Origin of the sequence: uncultured Thiothrix sp. (assembly GCF_937873765.1) — a bacterium.
In the GTDB taxonomy this organism is placed as follows: Bacteria; Pseudomonadota; Gammaproteobacteria; order Thiotrichales; family Thiotrichaceae; genus Thiolinea.
Map to the genome: position 1 here is coordinate 22928 of NZ_CALMZC010000050.1, position 13294 is coordinate 36221.

Sequence of the window (13294 nt, forward strand, 5' to 3'; positions counted from 1 at the left end):
TAGTACAGGGGAAGATTAGCTTATCGAAAAAATGCTAAGAACGCATCTGAATAGAAGGAGTGGTAGAAAAGAGCGGCATCCACTAGGAACGCCGCAAGCACCACAGTTAGCATGAGATAACATTGCATGAATGTTTGATGGCCGTAATCTTAACAAAGCATGACTGATTTATTAAAATCAATTGTTTCAATTTTTACTATTAACTAGCACAATAGTAGAGCATACAACTATTTACTTTAAGCACCCAGGAAAATCATGCACTACTATAAACAGACACGTTACAAGCTGTTGCGTACCTTTTGTGTGGTCGCACAAAAAGAAAACATTACTCATGCCGCCGAGCAGCTGCATATCAGTCAACCCACAGTGTCTTTACAAGTGCAAGCTTTAGAACGTGAAATGGGACAAAAGCTGTTAGAGCGCCGTGGCCCGAGTGTCAAACTCACGCCAGAGGGCAAAGTGCTCTATCAATTAGTGCAGCCTTTAGCTGCAGGTATTGATAGCTTGCGCGAAACCTTTGCGGCGAGCTTAGGCAAAATGGAAATGGGTGAACTCGATATTGCTGCCGGTCAATCTACTTCGCTGTATGTTTTACCCGAATATATTCAACAGTTTAAACAGGCTTATCCTGGCATCCGCATCAATATGCATAATGTGGAAGGTCAAAGTGGCATGAAAATGCTGCTGGAAGATCAAGTGGATTTAGCCATTGGCCCGCTGCTCCAAGTACCTGATAGCATCATTTATCAGCCTTTTGCGAATTTTCGCTCAATCTTAATTGTGCCTGAAGGACATCCACTCACTCAGCAAGTGAATATCACTTTAGAAGATATTAGCCCGTATGGCCTAATTCTCCCACCTAAAAATCAAAGTACGTGGCGAATGGTGGATACAGTATTCCGCCAACATGAAGTGTCTTACTCCGTGAGTATGGAAGCAGGCGGTTGGGAGATTGTTAAAAAATATGTCGAACTCGGTATCGGTATTTCTATTGTTACCGATGTTTGCTTAAACTCTTATGATAAAATCGTGGGTATTCCGTTAGACCATTACTTTCCATCACGCAATTATGGGCTGATTGTACGTCGTGGTAAATTTTTCACCCCCCAAGCCAAACGCTTTATAGAAATGTTTGATCCGTTCTTTTTTAGCCGTACCAGTGATGACGACGAGGATGAACTTTAAAATGAGCTTATTTTAAATCGACCGCATAACCATAGCTTCGACTAAAAGCTGATGCAGATCAAATACTCTTGAGTTTTTGATTAGCTGATGCCAGTTAGCCTCCCACTATTGACTTTAGTCATGCTAGTTTTTAAACAAAGCCGCCATGCTAGGACACTTTTTAGAACTTCCAGCCAGCGGCTGCTCTTTAAACCCTGTACGTATTTGTCGAGGTTCAGTATGAAAAGTATAAGTTTTGACCCAGACTTGATACGCCGTTATGACATTGCGGGACCACGTTACACGTCCTACCCCACTGCGGTTTCCTTTAAAGACTTCTCAGCGGCTGACTATATAAGTCAGGCACGCCAAAGTAATGAGGATTTAATTCCCCTACCCTTGTCTTTATATTTTCATATTCCTTTTTGTGCGACTGTTTGCTTTTATTGCGCTTGCAATAAAATCGTTACGAAAAACCGAGAACAAGCTAGCCTGTACTTAAATTATTTGTTTCGTGAAATTGAGCTACAAGCCGCCCTGTATGATCCTGATCGGCGCGTCAATCAGTTGCATTGGGGAGGCGGCACGCCGACCTTTTTAAATCATGCGCAAATCGCTGCTTTGATGACTAAAACTCGTCAACACTTTAATCTGTTAACAGATGATAGTGGCGATTATTCAATTGAAATTGACCCGCGCTCAGTGAATGCTGAAACTATCCAACTGCTTCGTGAGCAAGGCTTTAATCGCTTTAGTTTAGGTGTACAAGACATTGATGAACGTGTGCAACGAGCCATCAATCGTATTCAGCCGACTGAACAAACTCTAGAAATTATTCAAACCTGTCGAGCACAGGGAGCGAAATCAATCAGTGTTGATTTGATTTACGGCTTGCCTTTACAAACCTTAGCAGGCTTCAGTCAAACTTTAGAAACCGTGATTGACTGGTCACCAGATCGTATTTCGTTGTTTAACTACGCTCATTTACCCACGCTTTTCATGCCACAGCGACGAATTAACAGTGCAGAATTACCCTCTAGCGAAGAAAAACTACAAATCCTACAACATGCGGTTCAGCAACTAACTGCTGCAGGCTACGTATATATTGGCATGGATCATTTTGCTAAACCTAATGACGAATTAGCTTTAGCCCAAGAACACGGCAGCTTACATCGCAATTTCCAAGGTTACACCACCCATGCCGACTGCGACTTAGTCGCGATGGGCGTCAGTGCCATCAGTAATGTTGCAGATTGTTATAGCCAGAATGAAAAAACCACTGATGCCTACTATGCTGCTTTAGATGCGGGTCGTTTAGCAGTGACAAGAGGTGTTACACTCACTGAGGATGACCACATCCGACGCTATGTTATTCAGCAACTCACTTGCCAATTTGCGGTGGATTTAAAAACAGTTGAGAACGAATTTAAGATCGACGCAGCGAGCTACTTCAAAAGCGAACTAGCTCAATTAGCGAGTATGCAAGCTGATCATTTGCTGGAAATCGATGGTAGTAACCTTACCATTACTCCGCGTGGACGGTTTCTAGTTAGGAATATTTGTATGACTTTCGATGCGAGTTTAAAACAAGCATCGGCTACGCAGCGGTTTTCTAAAGTGATCTAAACTCACACTAGTCTAGCGGCACTGATGATGCCCTAAACCTTTGAGTCGCTCAGGTGACAAGATTTCAATCAGACGGTGATTCACACTAATAATGCCGTCTTCTTGTAAACGCGAGAACATGCGGCTTAGAGTTTCTACTGCCATACCTAAGTAATTAGCTAAATCATGGCGCGGCATCGGCAAATAGAATTCACGACCAGAAAAGCCGCGCGATTGATTACGCTCAGAAATGCCGGTTAAGAAGGTGGCTAAACGTTCTTCGGTGCGCATCTGCCCTAAAGTTAAAAGTAGTTGATGCTCACGCCCGATTTCCATTCCCACTTGGCGCATCATGCCATTGCGCATACTCGCAATACTGCCACAAAGGTCATGGAAGGAGTTCATGTTCAGCTCGCAAACAAAGGTGTCTTCTAAAGCTTGTGCGTCACAACTGTGCTTACTATTCGCAAAGGCATCAAAACCGACCAAGTCACCGGGCAAATAAAACCCTAAAATTTGTTCTTCTCCATCTAAAGTCGATAAAGAAGTTTTAATCGAACCCGACTTCACCGCATAAATAGCTTGATGAGGATCGTCACGGCGATAGAGATAGTCTTTCTTATTGATTTTAATAGCCTTATCAATAGCAGACTCTAGCCTTGTTAATTCTTCTTTGGTTAACCCCCGTGGCAAGCATAGCTCACTTAAACTGCAATTATTACAGGCCACAGTAGTTTTTTTATTGGTAGAAATACGGCTAGAAGACATCATCTTTGCCTCCAAAACAGTTGAAACACTCTAGTTTTTCTCTTTGCAGGTTAAAGGAATGCTTGACTTAGATCAAGCTTTACTGTTGTGCGGTGCACCTAAACTAGGCATAAAAGTTGTAAACCTCATAATTAATATACTCAAGGTAAAAATATAAAAAAATTTAATGGGTTCAAGCGTTGTTAATTTAACTCCACCTATACTGCGCCTATGGATTCAAGATTGAACGGAAGGTCTGAGATCCAGCCACATAACAACAAGAGTTGCATTGTAGCGACCAGCTTCCTTAAAGTCTTCTGCGGACCTCCGGGTCCGCTTTTTTATTTCTGCTATTTGCAAAACTCCCCTTTTTAGCTCATTCTTACGCGCTTTTCTCAGTCACCCTCAATAAACTGAACCTCAACAACCGTGCGCCTAAGTAAAATTCGTATAGCCGGATTCAAAAGCTTTGTTGATCCTGTCACTCTCAATCTACCCAGCAATCTAGTAGGGATTTTGGGGCCAAACGGCTGTGGCAAATCGAATACGATTGATGCGGTACGTTGGGTGATGGGTGAAAGCTCAGCAAAAAACTTACGGGGTCAATTGATGGATGATGTCATTTTCAATGGATCATCGGCGCGCAAACCCGTGGGCTTAGCTTCAGTTGAATTAGTCTTTGATAATAGCGCGGGTAGTCTCCTTGGTTCTTATGCTCATTACGCCGAAATTGCCATCAAACGCCAAGTCAGTAGGGATGGTGGCTCTAAATTTTTCTTAAATGGTACGCGCTGTCGGCGGCGGGATATTACTGATATTTTTCTTGGCACGGGTTTAGGTGCACGCAGCTATGCGATTATTGAACAAGGGATGATTTCGCGCTTGATCGAGGCAAAACCCGAAGAACTACGGATTACCTTAGAGGAAGCGGCAGGCATTTCACGCTATAAAGAACGACGGCGGGAAACTGAAACACGCATTCAACACACCCGCGAAAACCTCGAACGCTTAACAGATGTCCGCGAAGAGCTAGAAAAACAACTACAAAAACTCGATAAACAAGCCAAAACTGCTGAACGCTTTCGCGAGCTACGCTTAGAACAACAGCATTTAGCAGCTTTACATATCGCAGCACAATTACAGATTCTGCAACACGCTGCTCAGCAACTGATTAACGACCTAAATCTAAGCTCTAATCAGCAGCAGGCTGAACTAGCCCGAATTCAAAACCTCGCTGAACTTATTGCAAAACTGCGCCTACAATTCTCCCAAGTCGCTGAAAACTTAAGCTGTGCCCAAGAGCATTATTATGCAGTCGGTGCAGAAATCAGCCGCCTTGAGCAAAGTATCCGTCATCAACAAGCAAACACACAAAACCAGCAGGAAAACTTACAACGCTTAGAACAAACGCTAGCAGAAACTTTAGCACACCAGCAAGCTGATCAAAGCCAGTTACAGGTCGGTCAAACTCAACTGGCAGACTTATTGCCACGCGCTACGGCTATAGAGGAGCAATTGACAATGGTGGAAACATCTTTGCAGGAGGCTGAGCAAAATGCCCTAACCTTAAACACTCAATGGCAAGCATTACAAACGCAGTTAGCACAGCCTACTCACCAAATACACAGTGAAACGGCGCGGATTGAGCAATTAGAACGCCAAGTTCAACAAGCCCAACAACGCTTTATTCGCCTCCAAACCGAACTCGACCAGCTTAAACAGCAAACATTCTCCACTTCAATCCAAGGCTTGGAGCTTGAACTAGCCACTGCTTTAGACACTCACATACTCAAGCAAGCCGAAACCCAAAATCTGAATGAGCAAATTCAAAACCAGCGACAACAACAGCATACTCTTAATCAGCGGCTCGCCCAAGAACGTATCCAACTACAAACACTGCAAGGACAACTGTCTGCTCTGGACACCTTACAGCAGGCTGCTTTAAAACAAGATGACCAAGCTTATCAGCGTTGGCTACACCAGCATCAACTTGATAAGCAAACTACCTTAGCCATTGAATTGAAAGTTGAAACCGGCTGGGAACAAGCGGTTGAAGCCGTGTTAGCTCACATGTTAAAAGCACTATGTATTGAGGATTTAACAGATCTTGATTTAGACAAGCTTCCAAGCACAAGTTTAAGCTTACTCGAAACGGTAAGCTCAACCCTTGAGCTACAAACAGCAAGCTTAGCGAGTAAAATTCTTAGCCCCACTAGTGCCCATTATTTAGTACAAGGTGCTCTCTGTAGCCCAGATTTAGCCAATGCATTAGCGCAGCGGCAGCAACTGGCCACGCACGAATTTTATGTCACTCCAACAGGGATTTGTGTAGGAAAAAATTGGCTGACCAGCCCCAGCCAGCCAGTAACTGGCAGTATTCTGGAGCGCCAGCAAGCGCTTCGCTCCTTAAATGAGCAGTTTAATCAAGTCACTGACGCCTTAGAGCAGACTGAAAATGAGCAACGAGTATTACGCACCCGAATCCAAACCTTAGAGCAAGTTCAGCACCAAGCGCAAACTGAGCAGAACCAATTACAACGCCAAGCATTAGACTTAAACCATCGTCTGCAACAACTCAAACAACAACAAAGGCAGCAACAGCAACGCACTGAACAACTCCGTTTTGAGCTACAAGAACTAGCCGAACAACGGGCACAACAGAAACTAGAGCTAGCCAGTGCCCAAGAGCGTTTGGCGGAGGCGGAAGCTTTAAGCACAGAGCTAAAAGCTGAACAAACTGATCTAGCTCTGCTGAAAGAGCAAGAGCAACGCAAACTCCAAGACTTACGCAGCCAACTACGCCACTTACAGGATCAGCAACAGCAGCTAGCTCTAAATGTGCAGAACTGCCAAAACCAAATTCAATATAGCCAGCAACAACTTGAGCGTGGGCAAACACGTCTAGACTTACTCACTGAACAACGCCGACAACTCTTAGCTGAGTTAGCGCAACAAACAGAACCATTGGCAGATTTGGAAGTAGCTTTAGAACTTGCTAAAGCGCAGCGCCTAACTCATGAACAAGCTTTACATACGGCACGTCAGCAAACATACACCATTGAACAGCAAATTCGCACTCAAGAGCAATTACGCTTACAGCATGAACATCAACTAGAGAATGTTCGTACACAACTCGAACAACTTAAACTCGCATGGCAAACCAATCAAGTGCAACACCAGCATTTACACGAGCAATTAGCACCCAGTGGTTTTGAACTAAACAAACTTATTGCAGAGCTTGCCCACCAAGATAGCACAGCGATCAGTGAACGCTTAAGTACCATTACGAGCAGGATTGAACGGCTAGGAGCGATTAATCTGGCCGCGATTGAGGAATATCGTGAGCAACATGAACGAAAAACCTACTTGGATCAACAGAATGATGACTTAGTATTGGCACTTGAAACCTTAGAAACGGCCATGCATAAACTTGATCGTGAAACTCGTGCCCGTTTCAAGGAGACTTTCGATTTAGTCAATCAGCGCTTACAGGAAATGTTCCCGCGTTTATTTGGCGGCGGTGAGTGTTATTTAGTGATGACTGAAACCGAGGTACTCACCACCGGTATTAGTATAATGGCGCGCCCGCCGGGAAAGCGCTTATCCAGCATTCATTTAATGTCGGGTGGTGAAAAAGCCTTAACAGCGGTGGCTTTAGTGTTTGCGATTTTTGCATTAAACCCAGCGCCTTTTTGCATGTTAGATGAAGTTGATGCACCTTTAGATGAAGCGAATGTGGGACGCTTCTGTGAGCTGGTCAAGCAGATGTCGGAGCGAGTACAATTTATCTTCATCACGCATAATAAAACCACCATGGAACTTGCTGAAAACCTTATCGGTGTTACCATGCGGGAGGCTGGCGTATCACGTTTAGTGGCTGTTGATATGGCGCAAGCACTGCAATTGGCTAATGAGTAGAGCAAACCTCAAAACTTTCAGGGATCGAAAGCGCATTAGAAGGATGATACTGTGGAAATACTAAGCCTGATTATTATGATCATAGGGCTACTAGCCTTAGTTTTTATCTACTGGGCTAGCCGACGCTCACGTCAAGATCTACCCAAACATACGGGTAAGCTGCCGCCTATGACGCACCTTACTGCTGAAAATGGTAGCGAAATGTCCTCAGTTATTGCGGATTTTCCCGCACGTGATGGCAAACTACCCAATGAAAATGCACCCGATATGGCTGATGTCATGCGAAGCAGTCATAAGCCCCTGATTACGAATTCTAGCAATCCTCATTCAGAGCATCTGCCTACCAGCCATGAAGCAGTTAGTGATTTACCACCACAATTAATTATGTTTATCGCTGCTGAGCAAGAGGACTTTGAAGGTGGTGCAGTATTGAATGCTTTAGATAATGCTGGCTTACAATTTGGTGAAAAAGAGGTCTATCACCGAATGATTCTTACCAAATCGGGCGAACAAAGTCTTTTTTATGTAGCTAATGGGGTTAAACCTTGGACTTTAATCCCTGAACAAATCGCGGAAGAAACCACACCCGGCTTATCCCTCATCTTAAATCTGCCAAGTCCAATTGATAATCACGAAGCTATTCACGATTTTGTTAAAACAGCCGAACGCTTAAATTATGAATTAGGTGGTGTGATTAAAAATCAAAACCAAGAAGTGATTAGTGAAGAAGAATTACGCGCTTATTTTGCTATGGTTTAGAACTATTAGGCTGTACTTATAATCAGCACAGCCTTTGGCAACTCAACATCAACCAGCTATTGCACGCCGCACCGCCTCAATGCGTTTTTCCTGACTAGCCAAAGCATCTACCGACATGGCTCCCAACTGATACCAAGCCTTGAGTAATTGCAAGGCCTGCACCCGCAAGTCACCACCCTCTTTTAAACCACGCATGGATTCAGACATATGTGCCACTTGATATTGTATGCGTGCTTGGCGAAACTCCTCAGGAGTAGCTACATCCAGCAGAATCTCTAGTTGCAAGCAGAAACCTTCACCGGCTACTTGATTACTCGCTAAGTTGGCCATACTAGCGCTTGCCTGCTTGTGCAGTTTGGACTCAGTTGCTAATTGATCTACTTCAGCTAATTTGCTTTGCCAACGTAGTTGAGTGCGTTTTAATTGCAGTGCTTTTTCAGCACGTTGGAAACGCTCTTCTAGCTTTTGCCAAACTGGCTTCGGCAAGTCACGAATCGCATTAAAGCTTTGGCGTAAACTCTCAGCCTGCTTACTCGCTTGTGCAAACGCCTCACCGTTTAAAGTTTGTAGGGCTTCTAGTTGAGTACAAATTTGCTCTTTCTGTTCAATACGCAACTCAGTTTCTGAGCGTTGTGTTTGACGACTTGCTTTTAGGCGTGCAAACAGCTCATCAATCGGTGCACGGAATTGCTTCCACAAAGCTTGCTCATCTTTAGGACGCGCGGCTACGGTAATTTTCCATTGTGCTTGTAAAGCTTTCGCTTGCACCGTCGCTGCTACTAAATCTTCTTGCTCTAATAAGGTATTGGCTTGAGCAATGAGATTTTCCCGTAGTGCCCAATTCTGCGTGCGCTCAGCAGTTAGCTTGGCTTCCAAAGCGTCCATCGCATCATTGAAGCGCTGATTAATTTGCTTCCACTCTTTGTGCCCAACCGTACCACAAGTTTTCCAAGCTTTACGCTGATAATTTATGGCATTTTGCACAGCATGCCAATCGGCTTGTTCCCAATCGGTATCAGTATGCAAAGCCTCTAAAGCTGCACAAATTTTTTCACGACCCTGTAAATGCGCTTCACGCTGCGTCGCTTGCTCCGCAAAATATTGCTTACTTACTTCATAAGCGGCAGTCACTTTGCTATCAAAGGTTTTCCATTGCTTACGCTGCTGACCGGGGTCCATTTGGCCTAACTTCCTCCACTCTTCACGTAGCGCTTTAATTTCTTTAGCACGCGCTTGTGGATCCATCAGTTCGTCACGTTCTAAACGCTCAGCCGTTTCAATTAAATGCTCACGCGCCTGATCTGTCCCCCAACGCCGCCAATCCTTTAGCTCTAAAAGCAAAGGAGTAGCGGCTTGCAAACGCCGTTTAATCCGTACCACCTCACTTGCAGGTAAATCTAAATCCTCACTCAACGCATGACTCAATTTCTGATGCAGATCAATTGCCTCGCCATATTTTTCCGCCTCAAGATCGCCCTCCATTTGCTGCAAATCGGCCTGCAAACCTTGTAGCAGTTGATCGCGTTGAGCAGCTTGCTTTTCAAGCCGTGCTGTTAAGCTACTGACAGCTTGATGAAAACGCTGTTCTAAGCTGGTAACTACCTCACGCAAATGCAAAGGACGCTTTAATTTAGTCCACTGACTCTGTAAATCAGTGACACGCTTGGCTTGCAGAAACTTATCGCTAGCCCGTAAAGTTTCCGCTTGGTGGCAGCACTCTTGTAAAGCAGCTAAAGCCTGTAAATCACTCGCGACCGCATCCCGTGCATCCGTTAAAGCCATGAACTGCGCTACCCAACGCTGATCTAAGCTAGCTTGTAAGTTTTCCGGTAAACGTGTTGCTTGCACCCAACGCTCTTGAAGTTGCAATAAGTCTTGGTCAATTGTATCTAGGGTTAATCGTTCAGGATGTTGCTGAATCGTGTTATGCAAGACAGCAGCTTCTTGCAAACATTGTTCAAAGCTGGCTTGCAAAGGTGCTTGGGCTGCTTGTTCAGTCTCATAAACTTGTAAGCGCGTCTTGAAATCCTGCTCAGCCGCCACAAAGCGTTGTTTTATGCGGCTAGGCACCATGCCTAAATCCGCTTGCTGTTTCCAAGCTTGAGCTAATACCCGTTGACGTGTTTTATCCTGCGCCCACTGCCCTGCTTTCCCCAAGGCTTCCATATCGACACAGAGTTTTTCTAAGCTGGCTTGACGCTGTTGGAGCTGTTGAGCCTGTTCTAAACGCTCTTTGAGCAATTGGCGCAAACGCTTGTTATTCTTGCCTTGAGTACGTTCAAGTTGCTGTAAAGTCGCTAAATCAGTGATTTGGCTAGCTGCTTGGAACTGGATATCTTTGGAAGCTTCCTGCTCAGCAATCGCTAATAACAAGGTTTGATCACGAATTTCCGCGACTGCTAATTTCCGCAAACTCACATCCCGCTTCGGATTTTGCGCTAAAGCACTGATTAAGTCTGGATACGGCTTAAACCAAGTAAACACCTCGACCAAGGCGGCATCTTGGCGTGTATCCCCTTGGATCAAATCAGCAACCCGAGCTTGTGCAGCACTACTCACCATAGCATCATTAGCTTTGCCTAATTTAATCAACAAGGGTAAATGGGTGAGGCGCTCAATTGCAGCCACGCGCACGCTTTGGTCAGGATCGCTTTCTGCTAAACTCGTTAACTCACTGCTTTCGGGAGCTAAACTCGCTAGCGCTTGTAAGCGGACTTTGGCATCTTTATGTTGCCATTTGGGTTTAAATAAGCTTCCAAGCATGATAATTCTCAATTTTTTGTAGTAGATGCTTCTCAACCCACAGTTGAGAAGAGGTCAAATAGAGTTCAAGCGCAGTATAAATGAATTATTTTACGCGCATACCGGGTTCAGCACCGCTATCGGGAGTGAGTACGAAAATATCTTTTCCACCAGGGCCTGCGGCTAACACCATACCTTCGGAGATACCAAAGCGCATTTTACGCGGCGCTAAATTCGCAACCATCACGGTTAAACGCCCTTCTAAATCGGCGAGTTGGTAGGCTGACTTAATGCCTGCAAAGACATTACGGGTCTCACCGCCCAAATCGAGGGTCAGTTGCACGAGCTTATCTGCCTCATCAACTGCAGCGGCTTTCACAATTTTCGCGACCCGAAAATCCAATTTAGCGAAATCCTCGTATTGAATTTCAGGGCTAATAGGATCGGTACTTAAATGTGTTTTTGCTGACTCCAAAGTAGTTGGGATTGGTGCAGTCGCTTGTTCTAAAGCTTGTTGGTTATCGGCAATCATCGCATCCACCGCAGTGCGCTCAATGCGCGTCATTAAGGCTTTGAAGGGGTTAATTTGGCTAGCGACTAACGGCATTGATACGCTAGCCCAAGTCAATTCACCCGCATTTAAGAAGGTTTCTGCATCAGCCGCCAATTGCGGCACAACGGGTTTTAAATAAGTGACAATCGCACGGAATAAGTTAATACCTTGTGTGCAAACGGCTTGCACCTCAGCCGCACGCGTTTCGTCCTTCGCTAAAACCCAAGGTTTATGCTCATCTACATACTGATTGGCTTTATCCGCAAGCTGCATAATTTCGCGAATTGCCTGACTATAACGAAGGCTTTCAAAGGATTCTGCAATACTTTCACTAGCAGACACAAATTCTGCATATAAAGTCTGATCAGGTAATTCAGCGGCTAATTGATTGTCAAAGCGTTTAGTAATAAAGCCTGCACAGCGTGAAGCAATATTCACAACTTTGCCGACTAAATCACTATTCACGCGCTGAATAAAATCATCCAAACTTAAATCAATATCATCCACGCCATTACTCAGCTTGCTAGCAAAATAATAACGCAGACAATCTGGATTTAAATGCCGTAAATAACTCTCGGCTTGAATAAAAGTACCGCGCGATTTTGACATTTTCGCGCCGTTTACCGTCAAAAAGCCGTGACAGTGCACCGCAGTAGGGCTACGGAAACCGCCACTTTTTAGCAAAGCAGGCCAGAATAAGGTATGGAAATACGCAATATCTTTACCAATGAAATGATGCACCTCTGCGCTAGAGTCAGGCTTCCAGAACTCGTTAAAATCTAAGCCGATGTGATCACAGAGATTTTTGAAGCTGGCTAAATAGCCAATCGGCGCATCCAGCCAGACATAGAAATACTTGTCGGCTGTATCCGGAATCTTGAATCCCCAATAAGGCGCATCGCGGGAAACATCCCAATCGCTCAAGCCTTGATCCGACTCGAACCATTCCATTTGTTTATTAGCGATTTCTTTTTGTACTGCACTGCTTTGTAAAAATTCGCGCAAAAAGCTTTCAAAATTGCCCAGCTTAAAGAAATAGTGTTCGGTTTCCTTCTCAACTGGCTTTGTGCCAGAAATTGCTGAGACGGGATTTTTTAAATCGGTGGGTGAATAGGTTGCACCACAGACTTCGCAATTATCGCCGTATTGATCCGGTGTACCACACCGTGGGCACTCGCCTTTGATAAAGCGATCAGGCAAGAACATTTGTGCTTGCTGATCATAAGCTTGGCGGATTGTACGCTTTTCAATATCCCCATTCTTGCAAGCAGCCTTATAAATGAATTCGGCAAAATAGCGATTTTCTTCGGAATGCGTCGTATAGAAATTATCGTAGCTGATCTTAAATCCCGCGAAATCGCGGGTGTGCTCTTGATAGACACGATCAATCAACGCTTGAGGCGTAATGCCATCTTTTTGCGCTTTCAACATGATGGGTGTGCCATGAGCATCATCGGCGCACACGTAATAGCATTCATGACCGCGTAAGCGCTGAAAACGCACCCAAATATCGGTCTGAATATGCTCAACCATGTGCCCAAGATGAATGCTACCGTTGGCATAAGGTAAAGCTGAAGTGACCAGTATTTTTCTTGGCTGCATTGCTGAATCCGGAGTCCTGACTAAGGGCGATAAGGTAGCAGGTTGTGGGGTTTTGTGCTACTTGTGCCAAAACTTAACTGCAGTTCCAAACCCAGTTGCGCTTCTGTCCACCACTAAAATGCTAAACAGCCCTAAGCGCTGATGTGAATACTTTCAACACTTCATTTAAGCATTTAAAGTTGATTTAATACCCGCACCAAGTAG

7 protein-coding genes are annotated in these 13294 nt (G+C 44.7%); 4 read left to right on the forward strand and 3 right to left on the reverse strand.

The genetic code is table 11. From position 1 onward, the window contains the following. The first annotated feature begins 255 nt into the window (after window positions 1–255). Both Q0307_RS14360 and hemN read left to right on the forward strand, forming a co-directional pair. Window positions 256–1185 (forward strand): LysR family transcriptional regulator, encoded by a 930-nt coding sequence (locus Q0307_RS14360; protein ID WP_298661496.1) that lies wholly within the window; start codon window positions 256–258, stop codon window positions 1183–1185. A gap of 219 nt (window positions 1186–1404) precedes the next feature. Next, a complete protein-coding gene (hemN, locus tag Q0307_RS14365; RefSeq protein WP_298661497.1) occupies window positions 1405–2790 on the forward strand; it encodes an oxygen-independent coproporphyrinogen III oxidase in 1386 nt (461 codons plus the stop codon). Between the two features lie 12 nt (window positions 2791–2802). Here the strand turns inward: hemN and fnr are convergent, their stop codons facing one another. Continuing rightward, window positions 2803–3540, reverse strand: coding sequence for a fumarate/nitrate reduction transcriptional regulator Fnr (fnr, locus tag Q0307_RS14370; protein ID WP_298661498.1), 738 nt, complete (start codon window positions 3538–3540; stop codon window positions 2803–2805). Window positions 3541–3945: 405 nt separating this feature from the next. Between fnr and smc the strand changes: the two genes are divergently transcribed. Both smc and Q0307_RS14380 read left to right on the forward strand, forming a co-directional pair. Continuing rightward, the gene (gene smc, locus Q0307_RS14375; protein ID WP_298661499.1) at window positions 3946–7434 is read left to right on the forward strand and encodes a chromosome segregation protein SMC; all 3489 of its coding nucleotides are present in this window, start codon (window positions 3946–3948) and stop codon (window positions 7432–7434) included. A 51-nt stretch (window positions 7435–7485) separates the two neighbouring features. Continuing rightward, window positions 7486–8193, forward strand: coding sequence for a cell division protein ZipA C-terminal FtsZ-binding domain-containing protein (locus Q0307_RS14380; RefSeq protein WP_298661500.1), 708 nt, complete (start codon window positions 7486–7488; stop codon window positions 8191–8193). Between the two features lie 48 nt (window positions 8194–8241). On the opposite strand, the gene Q0307_RS14385 is transcribed toward Q0307_RS14380, so the two are convergent. Next, entirely contained in the window at window positions 8242–10956 is a 2715-nt protein-coding gene (locus Q0307_RS14385; RefSeq protein WP_298661501.1) for a DUF349 domain-containing protein, read from the reverse strand. An 85-nt stretch (window positions 10957–11041) separates the two neighbouring features. Continuing rightward, complete coding sequence (gene metG / locus Q0307_RS14390) at window positions 11042–13090, reverse strand: methionine--tRNA ligase (RefSeq protein ID WP_298661502.1); 2049 nt, start codon at window positions 13088–13090, stop codon at window positions 11042–11044. Between the last annotated feature and the right edge of the window lie 204 nt (window positions 13091–13294).